Here is a 19585-nt window from a genome sequence, read left to right on the forward strand (position 1 = left end):
CACCCCGGCCCTCCCCCTCAAGGGTCGAGGGAGCGACAGGACCGGATCAGCTCACGATGGTGATCTTCTCCGCCGCCCTTGTGATCCCCGTATAGAGCCAGCGCGCCCGCTCTTCGCGGAAGACGAAGCTTTCATCGAACAGATAGACATTGTCCCACTGGCTGCCCTGCGCCTTGTGAACGGTGAGGCAATAGCCGAAGGTGAACTCGTCGAAGGCCCGCCGCTCGGTCCAGCTCATGGCGTCTTCCTCGCCCGAGAAGAAGGCCTTGTGCGTCATCACCTTGACTTCGCCCTTGCCCTCGTCATCGGCCAGCATCAGGCTCCATTTGCCATTGGTGCGCCGCGTCGCATCGGTGACGATCCAGATCTGCCCGTTGAGCAGGCGTTTGCGCGGATTGTTCCTCAGGCAGACCATGCGGTCGCCCACCACTGGCTCATGGAAGGGCAGTCCCTTCAATTCGCGCAAGCGGTCATTATAGGTCAGCCGGGTCTTGTTGCGGCCCACCAGCACCTGATCGGCCTGCATCACCGCATCGCGGTCGACCTTGTCGCGTCCCACCACGACGCTTTCGCCATAGGAGCCATGCTCGAGATAACCGCCCTCCCGCACCGCCATCGACAGCTGGATGATTGGATTGTCAGCGGCCTGGCGATGGATTTCGGTCAGCATCACATCGGGCTCCTCATTGATGAAGAACCCCGCGCCCTGCACCGGCGGCAGCTGGAACGGATCGCCCAGCACCAGGATCTTGACCCCGAAGGACAAGAGGTCGGCGCCCAATTGCTCGTCCACCATCGACACCTCGTCGATGACGATGAGATCCGCATCCGCCGCAGGGCTTTCCGGGTCGAGCACGAAACGCGGCTCGCCATCGCCTTCGCTGACCAGCGTGTAGATGAGGCTATGGATGGTCTGGGCGCCCTTGCAGCCGCGCTTGCGCATCACCAGCGCCGCTTTGCCGGTAAAGGCGGCATATTTGACGTTGCGGATATCCTGCGCCAGATGCACGGCCAGGGTCGACTTGCCGGTCCCGGCCCAGCCGAACAGACGAAAAACCTGCGGCCCGTTGCGATCCTTGAGCCAGGCCGAAACCGCCACCAGGGCCGCATCCTGCTGGCTCGACCAGACCGGCGCCATCAGACGATCTCCGTCCGCACGCTGCCCACGCCCTCGATCCTGCCCTCCAGCACATCGCCGCGCCCCACCGCGCCAACCCCGGCGGGCGTGCCGGTCATGATCAGGTCCCCGGCCCTCAGCGTCACGAAACGGCTGAGAAAGGCCAAAGTCTCCGGCACGCTCCAGATCTGCTGGACGAGATCGCCCCGCTGCCGCTCGACGCCATTGACCACAAGGGTGATGGCGCCATGATCGGGATGGCCGATGGCGCTGGCCGGCTCGATGGTGCCGATGGGCGCGGAATGATCGAACCCCTTGGCCATGTCCCAGGGCCGGCCGGCCGTCTTGGCCACCGACTGCAGGTCGCGCCGGGTCATGTCGAGCCCGACGGCATAGCCATAGACATGGTCGAGCGCTTCGCTTTCGGCGATATCGGCGCCATCCTTGCCGATGGCCACGACCAGCTCGATCTCGTGATGCAGATCGCTGGTTTGAGGTGGATAGGGCATGGACGCGCCCCCGACCACCACCGCATCGGCCGGCTTGGAAAAGAAGAAAGGCGGATCGCGCGTATCATTGCCCATTTCGCGCACATGCTCTTCGTAATTGCGCCCCACGCAATAGACGCGGCGCACCGCGAAGAGGCCGCCCCGTGCGATCGGCACGCTGACCGGGGCATGGGGCTCGAACAGGAAATCAGCCACGCTTGAACTCCTCGGCATAGGGGCCGATCAGGTCCATGTCTACCGGGCTCAGCCGGTCCTGCGCCGAGAACGACTGGTGCCAGTAGGGATAGAGCAGCGGCGGGCGACTGACCTTGTCGAGCCGGGCACGTTCCTCGGCGCTCAGCTTGAAATCGGCCGCCGCGATATTGTCGGCGAACTGCTTTTCGTTGCGGCCGCCAATGATCAGCGAGGTGACGCCAGGCCGCCCCAGGAGCCAGGCCAGCGCCACCTGTGCACCCGACACCCCGCGATCCTGCGCAATAGCGACAATCTCCTCGATCACATTGTACAGTTTTTCCTGGTCATAGACCGGCGGCTCGCGGAAACCCCCGACATGGCGGCCGGTTTCGGGCCCACCGCTGCGGCGATATTTGCCCGAAAGCAGCCCGCCGGCCAAAGGCGACCAGACCAGAATGCCCAGCCCCTGGTCCTGGGAAATCGGCACCAGCTCATATTCGGCGTCGCGGCTATGAAGGGAGTAGTGGATTTGCTGAGACACGAAGCGGGCATTGTGCCGCTGATCGGCCGAGGCCAGCGCCTTCATGATGTGCCAGCCCGAATAGTTCGAGCAGCCGATATAGCGCACATGGCCATGGCGCACGAGCGTGTCGAGCGCTTCCATGGTCTCCTCGATTGGCGTGCGGCCATCCCATTCATGCACCTGGTAGAGATCGATGACATCGGTCTTGAGGCGCTTGAGGCTGGCCTTGCACTGCGCGATGATGTGGTGCCGGGAAAGGCCGGCATCATTGGGCCCATCGCCCATCTTGAACCGCACCTTGGTAGCGATCAGCGCCTTCTGACGGCGGCCGTTTTCGGCCAATATATCGCCCAGGATTTCCTCGGATACGCCGGCATTATAGACATTGGCGGTGTCGTAGAGATTGATCCCGGCATCGAGGCACATATCCACCTGCCGCGCGGCGTCTGCCGGGCTGGTATTGCCGATCTTTTCGCTGCCGCCAAAGGTCATGGTCCCCATGGTCAGGACCGAGACCCTGAGGCCCGAGCGCCCGAGATAGCGATACTCCATGGATTCCTCCTTTGTTCCGGGTAACGAAGGGCTAAAGCGTTCGCGGGGCCGGGTCAATGCCGGTGCACTTGCCCATCGCAGAATCGTCCCGCCTGGGGCACATTCGGCCGGTCCGACGGAGGAGATAGGTCATGCGCATGCGCTTGCTGGTGGTAACGATCCTGGCCCTGCTCGCGGCGCCGGTTCTGGCGCAGGATGCCAGCCGCTATGCCGGCGACTGGCAGGTGACGACCGGCGAGGGGACCGGCATGTGCCGCATCAACCTCGCCACCACCTCGAGCACATCCGGCCTCTGGGCCACGAGCCTCGGATGCCTGGGCCCACTGGCCATGGTCAATGGCTGGCGGACCGAAGGGGGCAATGTCCATCTCCTCGGCTATGACGGCAGGCCCGTGGCCACCTTCTCGCCCAATGGCCGGGCGCTGGACGGGCGTTTCGCCGATGGCGCGCCGGCCCTGCTCGCCCCGCTCAGCGGCCAGAACGTCGCCTCCAACCAGCCCGCCCCGGCGCAGAACTGCATCCGCCACCCGGCGAGCGGCTATTGCGCCGACGCCGCCGATATCGCCGTGCCCACCGCCTTTCCGCTCTGGGTACGCGGCCTGCACCCACTTGTGATCCGCCAGCAGCCAACCATGGCCAGCGCCAAGCTGGGCGAGACCACGGCCAACCAGTGTTTCATGATCGACAGCTGCCAGGCGACGCAAGAGGGCTATCGCTGCCATATCGCCCCGGGCCAGAACGGGCTGCCCACCGGCTATGTGCTCAAGCACTTTACCCAGCCAGAAGGCATTTTCATCGGCTTCCAGAATTTTTGCTGAGCACGGCCATGGACCAGCACACATCTCTCACCGCCACCTGCCATTGTGGCGCCATCAGCATCACGCTCAAAAGCGCCCCTGCCGAGATCACCCATTGCAATTGCACCCTCTGCCGTCGCTATGGCGTGCTCTGGGCCTATTATCCAATCGCCGAAGTGGTGGTGGAGGCGCGCCAGCCGACCGACACCTACGCCTGGAACGGCAAGAACGTCGATTTCCACCGCTGCGGCACCTGCGGCTGCATCACCCATTGGCTGCCGCGCAAACCGACGCGCACCAGCATGGGCATCAATGCGCGCCTCATTGAACCCGGCAGCCTCAAAAACGCTGAAATCAACTACAAGGACGCAGCGGGCACCGGTCTGTTCTTTTAGCTAGCCCCATAGAAAGCCTCTCGCGTGCGGCCCAATTCCGTCGTTCTTCCCGTTCTGCTCGTTACCCTCGGCATGGTCTTTACCCAGACCGGGGCAAGCTTTGCCAAGATGCTGTTTCCCCTGGTCGGTCCGGCTGGCGCCACCGCCATGCGCCTGACGCTGGCGGCTTTGGTCTTGATCGCGGTGTTCCGGCCCTGGCGACAGCGGCTCGATGGCCGGCAATGGCGGGCGGTGCTGCTCTATGGCGGCGCCATGGGGGCGATGAACCTCTTCTTTTACGCCGCGCTCGAGCACATTCCCCTCGGCATTGCCGTAGCGCTCGAATTCACCGGCCCGCTCGCGGTCGCCCTGTTCGGCGCGCGCAAACCGCTCGATTTCTTCTGGATCGGGCTGGCGGTGGCAGGTTTTGCGCTCTTGCTGCCCTGGGGCGAGGCCTCGGACCATATTTCTCCCATCGGCATCGTCCTGGCGCTCTGCGCCGGGGCCTGCTGGGCCGGCTATATCATTTTCGGCCAGCGCGCCGGCACCGGCGGAGGCCCCCATATCGCCGCGCTCGGCGTCGGCACGGCGGCGGTGATCGCCCTGCCCTTCGGCCTGGCCACCGCCGGAACGGCGCTGTTCGATCCCGCGCTTTTGCCGCTGGGTCTTGCCATTGCGCTGCTCTCGAGCGCCATTCCCTATGCGCTCGACATGGTGGCCCTGCCCCATATTCCGGCCCGCCTCTTCGGCATCTTGATGAGCGGCCAGCCGGCCTTTGCCGCCCTGTCCGGGCTGGTGCTGCTGCACGAAACGCTGGCCGCCCCACAGATCGCCGGTATTGCTGCCATCATGGCGGCCTCGATCGGCGCCACGCTGACCATTGCCCGGCGCAACAAGCCCAAGATTGCCTGATATCGATTGCGGAGGCATAATCTGGTGCCCCGAGGAGGTCCCCATGCTCTATGCCATCCTGTGTTACAACGAAGAAAACGCCGTTTCGCAATGGACCAAGGAAGAAGACGCGGCCTGCATGGTCCGGCTCGGTGAGGTCCAGGCCAGGATGAGCGCCAAAGGCAAGCTCGGGCCCGTGGTTCGTCTCTGGAACACCGACGAGGCCAAGACCCTGCGCAAGGCCTCGGGCGAAGCAGTGGTGTTCGACGGCCCCTTTGCCGAGACCAAGGAGCAGTTTCTGGGCTTCTACGTCGCCGATTGCGAGACCATGGACGAGGCGCTCGACTTTGCCCGCCAGCTCTCCATCGCCAATCCGGGCCTCGGCGCCTATGAAATCCGCCCGCTCCGCTATTTTGGCGACAATCGCCTCGCCAGCGAACCGCAGGTCCAGGCCGCCGAATAGGGTTCAGTCGGGCATGGCTCGCCCCTACCGCCGGACGGCGAATAGTGGCAGTGTCGCGGCTGCATCCAATCCGAGCCACCCATGCCCGCTTTCGTCCCCGACCTGCCCGTCATCCTTGCCTTTGCACTGGCCGCCTTCGTCCTGGCGGTTACGCCGGGGCCCGACATGGCGCTGTTCATCTCGCGCACCATGAACTGGGGCCGCAGCCATGGCTTTGCCACCGTGCTGGGCGCGACCACGGGCATTGCCGTGCACACCATGCTGGTGGCCTTCGGCATTTCCGTTCTGATCGTGACTGCCCCGGCCGCCTTCTGGGCCCTCAAGATCGTCGGCGCACTTTATCTCATCTGGCTCGCCATCCAGGCCATTCGCGATGGCGGAGGTCTTTTGGTGCCGCGCGCCGCCGGCAAGCGCCCCAGCTGGGGCCAGTCCTATCTCACCGGGCTCGGCATCAATCTCACCAATCCGAAGGTGGCGCTGTTCTTCGTGACCTTCCTGCCGCAATTCGTCTCGGCCTCCGATCCGGCGGCATCGAGCAAGCTGATGTTCCTGGGGCTCGAATTCGTCATCGTCTCGCTGCCGGTGGTGATCGCCATCGTGCTCTTCGCCGAATGGCTGACGCGGACGCTCAAGGAAAATGCCTGGGTCGGCAAGGCACTCAACTGGAGCTTCGCCGCCGTGTTCATGGCCTTTGCCGCCACCATCCTTCTGGCGGAAGGCCGCAAATAATGAACTATCGTCACGCCTTTCACGCCGGCAATTTCGCCGATGTGGTCAAGCACGTCATACTCACGCGCATTCTCGCCTATCTCATGCGCAAGCAGGCCGCTTTCCGCGTCATAGACACCCATGCCGGGCTCGGAATCTATGACCTCATGGGCGGACAAGCGGAAAAAACCGGCGAATGGCAGGACGGCATCGGCCGGGTGCTGGATGCGAGCCTACCCGCCGATGTTGCCGAGCTACTGTCCCCCTATCTCGCTGCCGTGCGGGCGCAGAACCCGGATGGCGGCTTGCGTTACTATCCCGGCTCGCCCTTCATCACCCGCCACATGCTGCGGGCGCAGGACCGGCTGATGGGGTTCGAACTGCATCCGATCGATGCCGAGCGGCTCAAGGAGAATTTTGCCGGCGATTTCCAGACGCGCATCACCGCGCTCGACGCCTGGAAGATTTTCGGCACCCATCTGCCGCCCAAGGAAAAGCGCGGACTGGTGCTGGTCGACCCGCCCTTCGAGGAAAAGGGCGAGTTCGAGCGGATGACGAGATCGCTGGTCCAGGGCCATCAGCGCTGGCCCGGCGGCATCTATGCCTATTGGTATCCGATCAAAGAGCCCGGCGAGGTCGAGGCCTATATCAAGGCGCTGAAAGCGACCGGCATTCCCAAGATCCTGCGGCTGGAGCTCACCATGCGCGCCCCCTCCACGCCGCCGCGCCTCCATGGCACCGGCATGGTGGTCGTCAACCCGCCCTTCGTGCTGGAAGCCGAAATGCGTACGGCATTGCCGACCCTTGCGCGCCTGCTCGACGACGACAATAGCGGCACGACGCGCGTCGAATGGGTGGCCGGGGAATAGCGGGGAGCCTCTGCCCTCAGAAAAACACCGGCTCTTCCTGGAGGCGGACACCGAATCGGGCGAGGACGGTCGCCTTGATATGGGCGGCCAGCGCCGCGATGTCCTCGGCTGTGCCGCCGCCGTGATTGACCACGACCAGAGCATGGCGCGGCGAGGTGCCCACCGGCCCCAGGCGAAAACCCTTGAGGCCGCTTTGCTCGATCAACCAGCCGGCCGAAAGTTTGACCCGACCATCGGGCTGCGGATAATTGGGGGCACTGGCGAGCTCCGCCACAACCGCAGCGGCTAGTTCGGGCGCGACGATGGGATTGTGGAAGAACGAGCCCGCATTGGGCTCGACATGCCAATCAGGCAGTTTTGACTGCCGCAGCGCCACCACCCGCTGCATCACCGCCTCCGGCGTCGCCCCCTCGCCCAGTTCGGCCAGCCCCGCAAAGCCGAGATTGGCCCGCCACGGGCGCGGCAGGCTGAGCCGCAGCGACAGAACGACATAGCGGCCCGGCTCGCGCTTGAAGCGGCTGTCGCGATAGGCGAAGGCACATGCGTCGCGGCCAAAACGCTGTTCGCGCTGCTCCATCCGGTCATAGACGAGGACACTGTCGAGAAAATCGGCCACTTCGGCACCATAGGCCCCGATATTCTGCACCGGCGCCGCGCCCACCGTACCGGGAATCAGCGCCAGGTTTTCGAGCCCGCCAAAGCCCTGTCCCACCGACCAGGCGACGAGATCGTGCCAGTTCTCGCCCGCCGCCACCTCGAGCAGCACCGCATCACTGCGCTCTTCGAGCACGGTACGGCCGGAGATCGCCATGAGCGCGGTAATGCCCTCGAAGCGCGGCGCCAGCACCACATTGCTGCCCCCGCCCAGGAGGCGCACCGGCAGGCCCATGGCCTCGGCCTCTGCAAACAGTGCTGGCAGCTGCGCCGGGCTTTCGACAAAGGCGCTGAAGCGCGAAACCGCCCGCAGCGCCAGGGTATTGCGAGTCGAAAGATCGAATTCGGGAATCAATTGGGGGGCGATGGCATTCATGGCCCGCAAAATGCGCTGCCCGGCGACGGAGCACAATCGGCTGTTTTGCCCTTGCCGACAAAACAGCCGAGATCGCTGGGCTGGTTATGCCCAGGACGTCCTGGATCATTTCAACTTGAGGTGGACTCTTGGCTCTTTCGCCTCCCTCCCCTCAAGGTGGAGGGGGCGATGAGGCCGGATCAACCAGAACGTAAACGCTCTAGAGGCCGAGTTCGGCATAGGCAGCGGCAAAGCGCTCGCCCACCTTGTTGGGCACTTTGAAGGCCTTGACCGCATCGAGGTTTTCCAGCCCTTCGCCGACCACGACCAGCGCCACCATGCCCATTGCATAGTGCGGCGTGCATTTGAGGCCATAGACGCCGGGCACGTCGAAGGTGACCGTATAATTTTCGCTGACCTTGCTTTTAAAGATCGCGGCGCCCTCCGGGATCATTTCCTTGATGGTCTCGACATTGTGGCCCTTGTCGGTGGGAATGAAGGTGATGCTGTCGCCAACCGCGATCTTGATGGCGGCCGGCTCAAACACCATGGCGCCTGCAGCGCCCTTGTTGAGCATATGCACCTCATGGGTCACGCCCTGCGCGAAGGCCTGGTCGACATGCACGAAAGGGGCGGCAGCCGCCAGGGCCAGCATGCCCAGCAGGACGGCGCGGCGCGCGGTGGTGGTCTGGCTCAGGACTGCAATATCGGGGAAACGGCGCATGTTCATTCTCCATGGAAAACCGGGTCGGGGACGGCCCGTCGCCACAGTCCTATCAATGCCGGGACAAGGCGGACTTTGACCCCGATCAAACAGCAGCAGAAAAGATGCACACCGAATGCATCATTATTTGTTCCGGCTCAATGTGGCGCGCCCCAGAAGGCATAGCTTGCCTCTTGAACGGAGCGGAACCACCCCGCGACACGATGGAGAGCAAAATGGCTGACAAGAACACGGTCTCGCGGAGAGCTTTGCTGGCCGGCGTCGCCGCTATAGGTGCGGCCACGCAGTTGGCCGCAATATTGCCGGCCGCAGCACAAGAAACGGGCAATGCCATGGCGGCACCGGTCGACCTCAACACTCTGGAACGCATCAAGGTCGACCTTGTCGCTCCGCCTTTCGTCCATGCCCACGAACAGGTCGCCACCGGTGGACCGAAAATCGTCGAGTTCACCATGACGATCGAGGAAAAACGGCACGAGGTCGATGACGGCGTCGAAATCTGGGGCATGACCTTCAATGGCTCGATCCCCGGCCCGATGATGGTCGTGCATGAAGGCGACTATGTCGAGCTGACGCTGATCAACCCCGACACCAACCTGATGATGCACAATATAGACTTCCACGCCGCAACGGGCGCGCTGGGCGGCGCGGCGCTGACCCATGTCAATCCCGGCGAAAAGGCGGTACTGCGCTTCAAGGCCAGCAAGGCCGGTGTGTTCGTCTATCACTGTGCTCCCGAGGGCATGGTGCCCTGGCACGTCACCTCGGGGATGAATGGGGCCATAACCGTGCTGCCGCGCGATGGCCTCAAGGACCCCGCCGGCAATCGCCTGACCTATGACCGGGTCTACTATGTCGGGGAGCAGGACTTCTACGTGCCCAAGGATGCCGACGGCAACTACATGGCCTTCGAGAGCATCGGCGACGGCTATGCCGATACGCTCGAGGTGATGCGCAAGCTGGTCCCCAGCCATGTGGTGTTCAATGGCAAGGTCGGCGCACTGACGGGCGACAATGCGCTCAAGGCCAAGGTTGGCGAAAAAGTGCTGATCCTGCATTCGCAGGCCAACCGCGATACGCGGCCGCATCTGATCGGCGGGCATGGCGATTTCGTCTGGCCCACGGGCAAGTTCCACACCCCGCCCGATGTCGACCAGGAAACCTGGTTCATCCCCGGCGGTGCAGCGGGCGCAGCCCTCTATACGTTCCTGCAGCCCGGCGTCTACGCCTATGTGAACCACAACCTGATCGAGGCCTTCGAACTCGGCGCTGCCGGCCACTTCGTGGTGGAAGGCGACTGGAACGACGACCTGATGACCAGCGTGCTGCCCCCCACGGCGATCTAGGGACGCCTCTTCTGCCCCAAGCAAGCGACCGGCGCGACCCCTTGCGCCGGCAACCCCTCCGAGAGGCTTTCATGACTGCCACCACCACCCATGCCAAACATCCCCACCACCTGGCCCTCCCCGCCAGCCTGCTGGTTCTGGCGCTCGGGGCCATGGCGGTGCAGGTCGCCCCGTTGCCCCTCGTGTTCCAGACCGCTGACGTTCTGGCGCCCCCGACCGTCACCCTGCCGGCAGGAAACCTCAACTACCGCGCCCCCGGCGTCTATATGCGCAATGGCGCCCAGGTGGATGCGCCGCTCATCGACGCCGTGTTCGACGCGCCGGTGGTGATCATGCAGAACCAGGTCAGCGCCGCCGATTACGGATTGTGCGTCGCCGACGGCGCCTGCCAGCGGGCCGAGCCGGTCAATATCGGCAGAGGCAATGTGCCGGTGACCGGGGTAAACTATAATGATGCGGTGGCCTATGCCGGCTGGCTCTCGGCCCGGACCGGGCAGAGCTGGACCCTGCCCACCGACGCCGAATGGGCCTATGCCGCCGGCGAGCGCTTTACCGATGACGCGCTGGGACTGGATGACGGCGCCAACCCGGCCCTGCGCTGGATTGCCGACTACAACAAGGAAGCCGCACGCAACCGCGCCGCCGATCCGCTTCCCCGGGCTTTGGGCAGTTTTGGTGCCAATAGCCATGGCGTCATCGATATGGCTGGCAATGTCTGGGAATGGACCGACAGCTGCTATAGCAAGACCCATATCGATGCGGCCGGCACCGTGCTCGGCAGCGCCGAGGCCTGCACCATCCGCATGCTCAACGGCCAGCACCGCGCGCCGATGAGCACCTTTGTGCGCGACGCCAAGAGCGGTGGCTGCTCGGTCGGCACCCCGCCCGACAATCTGGGCTTCCGCCTGGTGCGTCGGCCGGCCTGGTACGAGCCCTGGCTCGCCCGCCTGGGCATCTGAGCCATTGACCGGTACCAGGGGGTGCGACCCGCGTGCAGGTATCGCCATTCCCACTTTTGATGTATTTCAAGTGCATCAAAAGCCGGAGACCCGCGAATTGGCTGATATCGACCGGAGCCTGGTGCGGTCCCTGCCGCTCTTCGCCAATATGAGCGATGCCGATATCGACCGGCTTCTGGCACGGGCCAGCCTGCGGCGCCTGTTGATCGGCGAGGCCGTGTTCGAGCAGGGCCAGAAGGCTACTCAATTCTTCCTGTTGCTGCATGGCCGCCTGAAGGTGATGCAGGTCACCTCCGAAGGCCAGCAGATCATTGTGCGGGTCGTCCACCCCGGCGACCTCTTCGGTTTCGCCCAGGCGCTGCAGCGCGACGATTATCCCGGCACCCCGCTGGCGGCGGCCGAAAGCCTGGTGCTGTGCTGGCCCAACGAGGTTTGGGGCCATTTCGTCGAACAGAACCCGCATATGGCCGTCAACGCCATGCGCACCATCGGCCAGCGCCTGCAGGAGGCCCATACCCGCATTCGCGAAATGGCCACCGAAGAAGTGGAACGCCGCGTCGCCCATGCGGTACTGCGCCTGATGGACCAGGCCGGCAAGCGCGAGGAGGACGGCGTGCGCATCGATTTCCCCCTCACCCGCCAGGACGTAGCCGAAATGACCGGTACGACGCTGCATACCGTGTCGCGCATTTTTAGCGCCTGGGAAGGCCAGGGAATCGTGAGGGGTGGACGACAAAAACTGCTGGTGCGCGATCGCGCCCGGCTTGCCGCTCTGGCCGAGGGTGAAGGCTGACCCCGCCGCCGGCAAGTTTGCGCCACGACAAGGACGCCGGCACCGAGGCCCGCTAGCGCTCGGATAGCGATGTCCCGAAGTTCGAGCCTTCCATGACCCCCACACCCCGCAAACCCGTGCCGCGCGGCCTCGCCCAGAGCGGACCCATCCTGCTTGCCTATGGCTTCAGGCCGTTCTTCCTGGCCGCCGGCATCTGGGCCATCCTGGCCATGGGTCTGTGGATCGCCGCCCTCGCCACAGGCTTTGACATTGGCGGGTCCTATGGCGGGCCGGCCTGGCATGCGCACGAAATGCTGTTCGGCTATTCGAGCGCTGCCCTGGCCGGGTTCCTGCTCACCGCCATTCCGAACTGGACCGGGCGCCTGCCGGTCTCGGGTGGACCGCTGGCACTGTTATTCGCGGTGTGGCTGGCAGGGCGGCTGATGCTGATCGCCCCCGATCTGCTGGGGCTGCCGCTCTCCATCCTCATCGACAGCGCCTTCCTGGTGCTGCTGTTCGGCATTTGCTTGCGCGAGATCGTCGCCGGGAAAAAATGGCGCGATCTCAAGGTACTGGCCGCCGTGGCCGCCTTGGCGCTGGCCAATATCGGCTTTCACGCGCTGATCGTCTCCAACGATGACCCGACCTTGGCGAGCCGCCTCGCCGTTGCCGCCTATATCATGCTGATCGCCATTATCGGCGGCCGCATCGTGCCCAGCTTCACCCGCAACTGGCTGGCCAAGCGCCATGCCACCGCCTTGCCGACGCCCTATAACGGGCTCGACACCACCGCCCTGCTGGTCAGTCTCGGCGCCCTGGCCTGCTGGGTCATCGCGCCCGAATGGATCGGCACCGCCGTCGCGGCGGTGATTGCCGGGCTGATGCAGGCCTGGCGGCTGGGCCGCTGGCAAGGCTGGCAGACCGGCGCGGAGGCCCTGGTTCTGGTGCTGCACCTGGCCTATGGCTTCGTGCCGCTGGGCTTTTTCGCCATTGCCCTGGTGCCCTCCGGGCTTCTCGACGCGGCCTCGGCGCTGCATGTGTTCACCGTGGGCGGCATCGGACTCATGACCTTGGCGGTGATGAGCCGGGCGACGCGCGGCCATACCGGGCTGCCGCTGCTAGCCAGCAGCCGGACCGCTGTCAGCTATATCCTGCTGGGGCTGGCGGCGCTGTTGCGTCCCGCCGCCATGCTGTCGCCGGACCTGACCATGATGGTGCTGGAACTGACGGCGCTGTGCTGGATGGCAGCCTTTGCGCTCTATGTCGTCGAATATGCACCGCCCATTCTCGGGCGTCGCAAGCCGCGGGCCGAATAGGCACGCTTCCCGTGCTGTCAGAACTGGGCCGAAACCTCGGGCGACATCATCTCGGGTCCCCAGGGCGGATCGTAGCAAAGCTCTACCGTCACCGCGGTGACGCCCGGCACCGCGCCGGCCCGCTTGGTCACCGCATCCTGGAGCAAGCCGCTGGCGGGGCAGAAGCGCGTGGTGGTGGTCATGACAATGGCCGCCGCGCCCTCATCATCGACCCCGATAGCATAGACCATGCCGAGATCGACGATGTTGAAGCCAAGCTCGGGATCGATCACTGCATGCAGGGCCGCGCGGATATCGGCCTCGATCTGCAGGCGGGCGGGAAAGCTCATGGCCGCCGCCCCGCCCGCACCATCAGCCGGTAATGCTCGCCCGCAGCGTCGAAATCGCCGGCCCAGGCATGGCCGCGGGCACTGAGCTCGGGAAACAGCAGCAGCGGCTCGCGACCCAGCAGCGCGAACAGCACCTGGCCCTCGCTCATGGTTTCGAGCTGGGTCAGGATGCGCACCATCGGCTCGGGCGGATCGAGATCGGAGAGTTCGAGATAGTGGACGGGGTCGTCCCAGCTGTCCGGATCCTCAGGCACCGAGGCGCCGGTGAGGACATTTTCGGCCTGGGGCGTGAACACCACCTGCCACTCGCCATGATCGAGCGGGGTCTCGTCATAGCCGAAACCCTTGGCCTGCATCACCGAAAACAGCGGCTCCGGCCGGAAGGTGGCGAAGAGCTTGAGCCTTTGCCCGGGTTCGAGACGATTGACTGCATCCATGATGGCGCCAAACGGTTCGCCGCCACCGCGCAAGAGGGGACGGACGTCCAGCTCGAGATCGTTCATAGAAAACTCCTTTGTCGGGGCAGCAGCAGACGGGGTCGGGGGTGATCGTGCCAGGGGGCGGGCAGATCAGCGAGGCGCCGCGCCCGGTAAAATTGCAGGATGAGCCAGGAGACGGCGAGCAGCTGGCACAGCGCCGCCGCCCGGAACACCAGGGGCAGGCCGCATTGCAGCGCCAGCGCCGCGCCGAGAACGGCGGCGAAATAGGCGAAGAAGGCGAGCCGGGCACGGGGCTCGGCCACCAGGTCCTGCACCCGCGGCGTCGGCTTGCGGCCCATCAACGGGGCAAAGCACTCGAGCCAGGTGAGGAAGGGAACGATCTTGTAGAGCATGGCCAGACCCAGACCGCCGAGCCAGCCGAGGGCCAGGAGATAGACGGCGGCCGCGATCCCGGCTTCATTGCCGGCCCAGCTGGCCCCCACCAGCCACAGCCCGCCAACCGGCAACGCCACAAAGGCCGCCATGGCGGCGGCCATGTGCAATTCGAGTTCGCGCCGGCGCCGGCTGCGATAGAGCGCGACGATATCGCCGGCATAGGCAGCAAGGGCGCCGAGCCCCGCCAGCCCCGCCACGCCCAGCGCCAGCGGCAAGTCGGCATTGACGGCCAGCAGCATGCCCAGGGCCAGGCCCAGGCCAGCCACCGCCATCAGCGCGCAACAGAAGACCAGGCGCGACAGCAGTCCCTTGCGCTCCGGCGCCACGAGGAACATCGACACCAGCCGATAGCTCACCCCCATGGCGGCAAGAGTCAGCCAGCCGCCCAGCCCGAAGCCGGCATGCAGCGGCACGCCATGGGTGATGATGGCAGCCGCGAAGTCGCCGCCGAACAGGCCGGCAATGGCGCTGGCCAGCGTTTCTCCGAGCAGCGCCGTGACCAGCACGCTCATCAGCGCGATCGCCACGAATCCGGCCGGCAACGGCAGGCTCTTGGCGTTCAGCAGCGTCGAAAACAGCATGACGGCGGCAAGGCTGAGACCGGTGAGCAGCAGCAGGCCGCCCAGCGGCAGCGTTTCAGGCGGCACCAGCGCCCAGCCATCCATGACAGCAAAGCCCATCAGCAGGAGAATGAGCCCGGAAACGATCAACCCCAGCACGATGGGCGCAAGGCCGGCGAAACGCAGCGCACCGCCCACCAGCACTGGCAGGAATTGCAGCAGCGCCCCGGTCATCAGCAGCGTCAGCCAGCCCAGCACCACCAGATGCACCACGATCAGGGTCTGCGGCGCCAGCAGCGCCGCTTCGGGATAGCCGATACCGGCCGCCATCAGGCCCAGGGCGCAGACGAGAAAGCCCAGCGCCGCGCCGAAAAAGGCAAGGGTCCAGCGAGAGATGGCGGCCATCAGCATGGTGGTGTCTCGGTTTGAGCTCAGGCGGCCTTTTCGCGGCCCAGCGCCACGCGCCAAACCTCGTGACCGGCCTCGAGATAGGTCCAGGAGAACTGGCCCGGATATTCGGCCTGCAACTGATAGTGCAGCGGACGCGGATCGTGGTCATTGACGATGACGAAGCTTTCGCCCACTGCCAGCGCATTGGCCTTGGCGAAAATCTGCGGGTGCCGCGCACGCGGGGGAATGGTGCGCACGTCGATGAGATCGGCTTCCGCATTGGCTTGAGACATTGAATCCATCCTGGCCGCACCTGGCATCATGCGCCCGGCGGCGGCCGGACGCCGGGACGATGGCGAGGTTAGCGCGCCGCGGCTGCCCGCACTTTGTCGCGGCGCAAACTGCGCAACGGCCACGCCCCCTAAAAAAACATGCACATCAGAAGCATCTTTGATCTGGATCAAAGAAGCCCAGCCACTTTGCTCTACGGCTTGCTCCCATAAGTGGACTTTCTGCGACCGCAGAACCGGATTGGGGGCATTTGAGATGGTGGCTGATTTCACGCGCAGCGAGAGGGTAACGTCCCTCGTCCTGCTCGGAGGGCTGATCGTCGTGGGCTTGGCCATGGCGATCGGCGGGCGCAACGACCTGATGGGCGTGCATGGCTGGATCGTGGTAGCGGCGAGCCTGTGGGGCACTGTGACCCTGATCCGCGGCTTCGACCTGCCCGAACCCTCCGCCGAGCGACTGGCTCAATATTACGACGCGCCCACCCGCGTCGGCCTCATCCTCACTTTGCTCTGGGGCGTGGTGGGCATGGCCGCCGGCTTCTGGGTGGCGCTGCTTCTGGCCTATCCCGATTTCACCTTAGACCTCGCCTGGCTGAGCTGGGGCCGGCTGCGGCCGGTGCACACTTCGGGCGTGATCTTCGGCTTCGGCGGCAATGCGCTGATCGCCACCTCCTTCCATGTGCTGCAGCGCACCACCCGCGCCCGCCTGCCCGACGCCATCAGCCCCTGGTTCGTGTTGCTCGGCTACAACCTGTTCTGCGTGCTGGCGGCCAGCGGCTACCTCATGGGCATGACCCAGTCCAAGGAATATGCCGAGCCCGAATGGTATGCCGATATCTGGCTGGTCGTGGTCTGGGTGGTCTATTTCGCCATCTATATGCGCACTCTGGCCCGCCGCAAGGAACCGCATATCTACGTGGCCAACTGGTACTACATGGCCTTCATCCTGGTCGTGGCCATCCTGCACATCGTCAACAACCTGGCCGTGCCGATCTCGTTCGGCTCGTCGAAATCCTATTCGCTGTTCGCCGGCGTCCAGGATGCCATGACCCAGTGGTGGTACGGCCATAACGCCGTGGCCTTCTTCCTCACCGCCGGCTTCCTGGGCATGATGTATTACTACCTGCCCAAGCGCGCCGGCCGACCGATCTTCTCCTATCGCCTGTCGATCGTCTCGTTCTGGGGCATCACCTTCATGTATATGTGGGCCGGGTCGCACCACCTGCACTACACCGCCCTTCCCCATTGGGTGCAGACCCTTGGCATGGCCTTTTCGGTGGTGCTGCTGGTCCCCAGCTGGGCCTCGGCCGGCAATGCGCTGCTGACGCTGAATGGCGCCTGGCACAAGGTGCGCGACGACGCCGTGCTGCGCTTCATGGCGCTGGCGGCGATCTTTTACGGCATAACCACTTTCGAAGGCTCGTTCATGGCCATCCGCGCCGTGAATTCGCTCAGCCACTATACCGACTGGACCATCGGCCACGTGCATGCCGGGGCTCTGGGCTGGGTGGCGATGATCTCCTTCGGCGCGCTCTATGCGCTGGTCCCCTCGATGTTCAAGCGCGAGCGCATTTATTCGACGAAGCTGATCGAAGTGCACTTCTGGCTCGCCCTCTCGGGCACCGTTATCTACGTCTTCGCCATGTGGAATTCGGGCGTCATCCAGGGCCTGATGTGGCGCACCTATGACGAGAGCGGCGCGCTCAGCTACTCGTTCATCGAGACCGTCGAGGCCATGCACCCCTACTATATCGCCCGCGCCTTCGGGGGCCTCCTGTTCCTGCTCGGCGCCCTCACCGCTCTCTACAACACCATCATGACCATCCGCATGCCGGCTATCGGCACCGCGCCGGACGCCCAGGGCGACCTGCCGGCCGCCGCCATGCAGGCTGGAGAATAGCCCGATGTTTGGATTTCACTATCGCCTGGAACGCAGCGCCATCGGCCTCGTCGCCTTCATCGTCCTCGTGGCTTCCATTGGCGGCCTGATCGAGATCGCGCCGCTCTTCACCATCGACGAGACCGTGGAAAAGGCCGAGGACATGCGGGTCTATACCCCGCTCGAAGTGGCCGGCCGCAATATCTACATCCGCGAAGGGTGCTATGCCTGCCACAGCCAGATGATCCGCACCCTGCGGGACGAGGTCGATCGCTACGGCCCCTATTCGCTGGCGGTGGAGAGTAGCTACGACCATCCCCAGCTCTGGGGCTCCAAGCGCACCGGGCCGGATCTGGCGCGGCTGGGCAACAAATATTCGGATGACTGGCACGTCACCCATCTCAACAATCCGCGCGATCTGGTGCCGCAATCGGTCATGCCGGCCTATCGCTGGCTCCTGCGCGACCAACTGCGCACCGACGATCTCGGCGACCACCTGAGGGCCCTGCGCGCCGTGGGCGTACCCTATAGCGACGACCAGATCGCCAATGCCACCCGCGACGCCTATGGCCAGGCCAATCCGGACAGTCCGGAAGCCAGCGGCGTCGCCGAGCGCTATGGCGCCGACACCAATATCCGTGCCTTCGACGGCAACCAGGGACCGCTCACCGACATGGATGCGCTGGTGGCTTACCTGCAGGTGCTCGGCAATCTCACCCAAGTCGCCCACACCACCCAGCAGGCGGAGGTTGAATAATGCCTTTTGATCATGAAGCAGTCGTCGGTTTCGCCAAGTCCTTCGGCCTGTTCTACCTGCTCGGCCTCAGCGCCATCTGCCTCGCCTGGACCTATTGGCCGTCTAACAAGAAGGGCTTCGATGAAGCCGCCAAAATGCCCCTGCTCGAAGAGGAAGACCGGCCATGGCGCTGAAGGAACGCGATGAATTCACCGGCCAGGTCACCACTGGCCATGAGTGGAACGGCATCAAGGAACTGAACACCCCCATTCCGCGCCTGGTGTGGATCTTCCTCATCTCCATGGTGCTGTTCGGACTGGTCTGGACCGTGCTCATGCCGTCCTGGCCGGGCGTCAACGGCTATTTCCGCGGGCTTCTCGGCGTCGACCAGCATCAGGCGGTCAAGCAGAGCCTGGCCGAAGCCAATGCGCAGCGTGCCGCCTGGATGGATCGCCTCGCCACCGAGGACTTTTCCAGCCTGGCCGCCGACAAGGACATCATGACCGTGGTGCGCCAGGCCGGTCCCGCCATCTTCGCGGACAATTGCGCCGCCTGCCATGGTGCCGAAGGCAAGGGCAATCCCGGCTATCCCAATATTGCCCAATCGCCGATGATGTGGGGCGATGATACCGACGCCATCGCCGAAACCATCCGCGTCGGCATCAATTCCATGCATCCCGAAACCCGCTACGGCCAGATGCTGGCCTTCGGGCGTGACCAGATGCTGTCGGGCGAACAGATCAATCAGCTGGCCGATTACCTGGTCGCCCTGCATGACGGTCCGGCCATTACCAACGAGGCACGCGGCGACGCCGAAACGCTGTTCGCCGAGAACTGCGCCGCCTGCCATGGCGCGGACGGGTTGGGGTCCACCGATACCGGCGCACCCAATCTGATGGACAATTTCTGGATCTATGGCGGCAATCGCTCGGTGATCCGGCAGTCGATCTACAATGGCCGCCAGGGCACCATGCCCACCTGGGAAGGCCGCCTGTCGCCCGCCCAGATCCGCATGATGGCGCTCTACGTGCAGGACCTGCGAGGCAAGACGCCATGAGCGAAACGGGCCAAACCCCTCCCATCCGCCGCACCTGGCGGGTGGGCTGGATGATCGGGCTCGGCATCATTGCCGTGCTGCTGCTCGCCAATGCCCATCTCGTCTATGTCGCCTTTTCCTCACAGCCCGCCTGCGTCGATCACCTCAAGCTGCCCGATGGCAGTCCCGACCATTTCCGCGCCGCCAAGTCGGGGTGTTGAGAAACCAGATGCTTGCCGCGGCGCTCAGGACCCCCACCCCAACCCTCCCCCTGCAGAAGGGGGAGGGAGCCCAGGCGCCGGGTATGGACCACCCAGCCGCCGCTTCCTCTGCTCCTCCCCCTTCTTCAGGGGGAGGCCGGGTGGGGGTTCTCCGCTCTCGACCCGC

The 19585-nt window shown here is 64.7% G+C and carries 24 protein-coding genes; 15 read left to right on the plus strand and 9 right to left on the minus strand.

The window, feature by feature from the left end; translation table 11 throughout:
- Nucleotides 1-46: 46 nt before the first annotated feature.
- Genes DEVEQU_RS04210 through DEVEQU_RS04220 form a run of 3 tightly spaced genes read right to left on the minus strand, consistent with a single transcriptional unit; the run spans nt 47 to nt 2875 of the window.
- The gene (locus DEVEQU_RS04210) at nt 47-1138 is read right to left on the minus strand and encodes an ATP-dependent DNA helicase (RefSeq protein WP_126149326.1); all 1092 of its coding nucleotides are present in this window, start codon (nt 1136-1138) and stop codon (nt 47-49) included.
- Entirely contained in the window at nt 1138-1821 is a 684-nt protein-coding gene (locus DEVEQU_RS04215; protein ID WP_223214098.1) for a fumarylacetoacetate hydrolase family protein, read from the minus strand. Before DEVEQU_RS04215 ends, DEVEQU_RS04210 begins: the two co-directional genes overlap by 1 nt.
- Nucleotides 1814-2875, minus strand: coding sequence for an aldo/keto reductase (locus tag DEVEQU_RS04220; protein WP_126149328.1), 1062 nt, complete (start codon nt 2873-2875; stop codon nt 1814-1816). Before DEVEQU_RS04220 ends, DEVEQU_RS04215 begins: the two co-directional genes overlap by 8 nt.
- 131 nt (nt 2876-3006) lie before the next feature.
- On the opposite strand from DEVEQU_RS04220, the gene DEVEQU_RS04225 reads away from it, so the two are divergent.
- From DEVEQU_RS04225 to DEVEQU_RS04250, 6 genes are all read left to right on the plus strand, one after another.
- A complete protein-coding gene (locus tag DEVEQU_RS04225; RefSeq protein ID WP_126149329.1) occupies nt 3007-3693 on the plus strand; it encodes an AprI/Inh family metalloprotease inhibitor in 687 nt (228 codons plus the stop codon).
- A gap of 8 nt (nt 3694-3701) precedes the next feature.
- The gene (locus DEVEQU_RS04230) at nt 3702-4067 is read left to right on the plus strand and encodes a GFA family protein (protein WP_126149330.1); all 366 of its coding nucleotides are present in this window, start codon (nt 3702-3704) and stop codon (nt 4065-4067) included.
- A gap of 24 nt (nt 4068-4091) precedes the next feature.
- Entirely contained in the window at nt 4092-4958 is an 867-nt protein-coding gene (locus tag DEVEQU_RS04235; protein ID WP_223214099.1) for an EamA family transporter, read from the plus strand.
- 43 nt (nt 4959-5001) lie between these two features.
- Nucleotides 5002-5400: a YciI family protein gene (locus DEVEQU_RS04240; RefSeq protein WP_126149331.1), complete on the plus strand. Its 399-nt coding sequence runs from the start codon at nt 5002-5004 to the stop codon at nt 5398-5400.
- 81 nt (nt 5401-5481) lie between these two features.
- Nucleotides 5482-6129 (plus strand): LysE family translocator, encoded by a 648-nt coding sequence (locus tag DEVEQU_RS04245; protein ID WP_126149332.1) that lies wholly within the window; start codon nt 5482-5484, stop codon nt 6127-6129.
- Nucleotides 6129-6977, plus strand: a complete 849-nt coding sequence (locus DEVEQU_RS04250) for a 23S rRNA (adenine(2030)-N(6))-methyltransferase RlmJ (protein WP_126149333.1) — start codon at nt 6129-6131, stop codon at nt 6975-6977. Before DEVEQU_RS04245 ends, DEVEQU_RS04250 begins: the two co-directional genes overlap by 1 nt.
- A gap of 16 nt (nt 6978-6993) precedes the next feature.
- On the opposite strand, the gene murB is transcribed toward DEVEQU_RS04250, so the two are convergent.
- The gene (murB, locus tag DEVEQU_RS04255) at nt 6994-8007 is read right to left on the minus strand and encodes a UDP-N-acetylmuramate dehydrogenase (RefSeq protein WP_126149334.1); all 1014 of its coding nucleotides are present in this window, start codon (nt 8005-8007) and stop codon (nt 6994-6996) included.
- A 199-nt stretch (nt 8008-8206) separates the two neighbouring features.
- A complete protein-coding gene (locus tag DEVEQU_RS04260; RefSeq protein ID WP_386849564.1) occupies nt 8207-8710 on the minus strand; it encodes a pseudoazurin in 504 nt (167 codons plus the stop codon).
- Nucleotides 8711-8925: 215 nt separating this feature from the next.
- Between DEVEQU_RS04260 and nirK the strand changes: the two genes are divergently transcribed.
- From nirK to DEVEQU_RS04280, 4 genes are all read left to right on the plus strand, one after another.
- Nucleotides 8926-10056 (plus strand): copper-containing nitrite reductase, encoded by a 1131-nt coding sequence (gene nirK, locus DEVEQU_RS04265; protein WP_126149335.1) that lies wholly within the window; start codon nt 8926-8928, stop codon nt 10054-10056.
- 71 nt (nt 10057-10127) lie between these two features.
- On the plus strand, nt 10128-11015 hold the full coding sequence (locus DEVEQU_RS04270) for an SUMF1/EgtB/PvdO family nonheme iron enzyme (RefSeq protein WP_126149336.1): 888 nt from the start codon (nt 10128-10130) through the stop codon (nt 11013-11015).
- 97 nt (nt 11016-11112) lie between these two features.
- Entirely contained in the window at nt 11113-11808 is a 696-nt protein-coding gene (locus tag DEVEQU_RS04275; protein WP_223214100.1) for a Crp/Fnr family transcriptional regulator, read from the plus strand.
- Nucleotides 11809-11900: 92 nt separating this feature from the next.
- A complete protein-coding gene (locus tag DEVEQU_RS04280) occupies nt 11901-13103 on the plus strand; it encodes an NnrS family protein (protein WP_126149337.1) in 1203 nt (400 codons plus the stop codon).
- A gap of 17 nt (nt 13104-13120) precedes the next feature.
- On the opposite strand, the gene DEVEQU_RS04285 is transcribed toward DEVEQU_RS04280, so the two are convergent.
- The 4 genes from DEVEQU_RS04285 to DEVEQU_RS04300 are packed head-to-tail and all read right to left on the minus strand — an operon-like array spanning nt 13121 to nt 15550.
- Entirely contained in the window at nt 13121-13432 is a 312-nt protein-coding gene (locus tag DEVEQU_RS04285) for a metal-sulfur cluster assembly factor (protein WP_126149338.1), read from the minus strand.
- Complete coding sequence (locus DEVEQU_RS04290) at nt 13429-13935, minus strand: DUF2249 domain-containing protein (RefSeq protein WP_126149339.1); 507 nt, start codon at nt 13933-13935, stop codon at nt 13429-13431. Before DEVEQU_RS04290 ends, DEVEQU_RS04285 begins: the two co-directional genes overlap by 4 nt.
- A complete protein-coding gene (locus DEVEQU_RS04295) occupies nt 13932-15278 on the minus strand; it encodes a hypothetical protein (protein ID WP_126149340.1) in 1347 nt (448 codons plus the stop codon). Before DEVEQU_RS04295 ends, DEVEQU_RS04290 begins: the two co-directional genes overlap by 4 nt.
- A gap of 20 nt (nt 15279-15298) precedes the next feature.
- The gene (locus DEVEQU_RS04300; protein ID WP_126149341.1) at nt 15299-15550 is read right to left on the minus strand and encodes a DUF2249 domain-containing protein; all 252 of its coding nucleotides are present in this window, start codon (nt 15548-15550) and stop codon (nt 15299-15301) included.
- A gap of 253 nt (nt 15551-15803) precedes the next feature.
- Between DEVEQU_RS04300 and ccoN the strand changes: the two genes are divergently transcribed.
- From ccoN to DEVEQU_RS04325, 5 genes are read left to right on the plus strand one after another with little or no spacing between them, the layout of a single operon-like run.
- A complete protein-coding gene (gene ccoN, locus DEVEQU_RS04305) occupies nt 15804-17447 on the plus strand; it encodes a cytochrome-c oxidase, cbb3-type subunit I (RefSeq protein WP_126149342.1) in 1644 nt (547 codons plus the stop codon).
- A gap of 4 nt (nt 17448-17451) precedes the next feature.
- On the plus strand, nt 17452-18183 hold the full coding sequence (gene ccoO, locus DEVEQU_RS04310; RefSeq protein WP_126149343.1) for a cytochrome-c oxidase, cbb3-type subunit II: 732 nt from the start codon (nt 17452-17454) through the stop codon (nt 18181-18183).
- Nucleotides 18183-18356 (plus strand): cbb3-type cytochrome c oxidase subunit 3, encoded by a 174-nt coding sequence (locus DEVEQU_RS04315; RefSeq protein WP_126149344.1) that lies wholly within the window; start codon nt 18183-18185, stop codon nt 18354-18356. The genes ccoO and DEVEQU_RS04315 overlap by 1 nt, the downstream gene beginning before the upstream one ends.
- Entirely contained in the window at nt 18347-19219 is an 873-nt protein-coding gene (gene ccoP, locus DEVEQU_RS04320; protein ID WP_126149345.1) for a cytochrome-c oxidase, cbb3-type subunit III, read from the plus strand. The genes DEVEQU_RS04315 and ccoP overlap by 10 nt, the downstream gene beginning before the upstream one ends.
- The gene (locus DEVEQU_RS04325; RefSeq protein ID WP_126149346.1) at nt 19216-19419 is read left to right on the plus strand and encodes a hypothetical protein; all 204 of its coding nucleotides are present in this window, start codon (nt 19216-19218) and stop codon (nt 19417-19419) included. The genes ccoP and DEVEQU_RS04325 overlap by 4 nt, the downstream gene beginning before the upstream one ends.
- Nucleotides 19420-19585: the final 166 nt, after the last annotated feature.

The organism is Devosia equisanguinis, from assembly GCF_900631955.1.
Lineage (GTDB): Bacteria > Pseudomonadota > Alphaproteobacteria > Rhizobiales > Devosiaceae > Devosia > Devosia equisanguinis.

What these genes read in the sequence shown, in the direction of transcription:
- DEVEQU_RS04210 (WP_126149326.1), bottom strand. Translation starts at nt 1,138, where the DNA reads ATGGCGCCGGTCTGGTCGAGCCAGCAGGATGCGGCCCTGGTGGCGGTT.
- DEVEQU_RS04220 (WP_126149328.1), bottom strand. Translation starts at nt 2,875, where the DNA reads ATGGAGTATCGCTATCTCGGGCGCTCGGGCCTCAGGGTCTCGGTCCTG.
- DEVEQU_RS04225 (WP_126149329.1), top strand. Translation starts at nt 3,007, where the DNA reads ATGCGCATGCGCTTGCTGGTGGTAACGATCCTGGCCCTGCTCGCGGCG.
- DEVEQU_RS04230 (WP_126149330.1), top strand. Translation starts at nt 3,702, where the DNA reads ATGGACCAGCACACATCTCTCACCGCCACCTGCCATTGTGGCGCCATC.
- DEVEQU_RS04240 (WP_126149331.1), top strand. Translation starts at nt 5,002, where the DNA reads ATGCTCTATGCCATCCTGTGTTACAACGAAGAAAACGCCGTTTCGCAA.
- DEVEQU_RS04245 (WP_126149332.1), top strand. Translation starts at nt 5,482, where the DNA reads ATGCCCGCTTTCGTCCCCGACCTGCCCGTCATCCTTGCCTTTGCACTG.
- DEVEQU_RS04250 (WP_126149333.1), top strand. Translation starts at nt 6,129, where the DNA reads ATGAACTATCGTCACGCCTTTCACGCCGGCAATTTCGCCGATGTGGTC.
- murB (WP_126149334.1), bottom strand. Translation starts at nt 8,007, where the DNA reads ATGAATGCCATCGCCCCCCAATTGATTCCCGAATTCGATCTTTCGACT.
- DEVEQU_RS04260 (WP_386849564.1), bottom strand. Translation starts at nt 8,710, where the DNA reads ATGCGCCGTTTCCCCGATATTGCAGTCCTGAGCCAGACCACCACCGCG.
- nirK (WP_126149335.1), top strand. Translation starts at nt 8,926, where the DNA reads ATGGCTGACAAGAACACGGTCTCGCGGAGAGCTTTGCTGGCCGGCGTC.
- DEVEQU_RS04270 (WP_126149336.1), top strand. Translation starts at nt 10,128, where the DNA reads ATGACTGCCACCACCACCCATGCCAAACATCCCCACCACCTGGCCCTC.
- DEVEQU_RS04280 (WP_126149337.1), top strand. Translation starts at nt 11,901, where the DNA reads ATGACCCCCACACCCCGCAAACCCGTGCCGCGCGGCCTCGCCCAGAGC.
- DEVEQU_RS04285 (WP_126149338.1), bottom strand. Translation starts at nt 13,432, where the DNA reads ATGAGCTTTCCCGCCCGCCTGCAGATCGAGGCCGATATCCGCGCGGCC.
- DEVEQU_RS04290 (WP_126149339.1), bottom strand. Translation starts at nt 13,935, where the DNA reads ATGAACGATCTCGAGCTGGACGTCCGTCCCCTCTTGCGCGGTGGCGGC.
- DEVEQU_RS04295 (WP_126149340.1), bottom strand. Translation starts at nt 15,278, where the DNA reads ATGCTGATGGCCGCCATCTCTCGCTGGACCCTTGCCTTTTTCGGCGCG.
- DEVEQU_RS04300 (WP_126149341.1), bottom strand. Translation starts at nt 15,550, where the DNA reads ATGTCTCAAGCCAATGCGGAAGCCGATCTCATCGACGTGCGCACCATT.
- ccoN (WP_126149342.1), top strand. Translation starts at nt 15,804, where the DNA reads ATGGTGGCTGATTTCACGCGCAGCGAGAGGGTAACGTCCCTCGTCCTG.
- ccoO (WP_126149343.1), top strand. Translation starts at nt 17,452, where the DNA reads ATGTTTGGATTTCACTATCGCCTGGAACGCAGCGCCATCGGCCTCGTC.
- DEVEQU_RS04315 (WP_126149344.1), top strand. Translation starts at nt 18,183, where the DNA reads ATGCCTTTTGATCATGAAGCAGTCGTCGGTTTCGCCAAGTCCTTCGGC.
- ccoP (WP_126149345.1), top strand. Translation starts at nt 18,347, where the DNA reads ATGGCGCTGAAGGAACGCGATGAATTCACCGGCCAGGTCACCACTGGC.
- DEVEQU_RS04325 (WP_126149346.1), top strand. Translation starts at nt 19,216, where the DNA reads ATGAGCGAAACGGGCCAAACCCCTCCCATCCGCCGCACCTGGCGGGTG.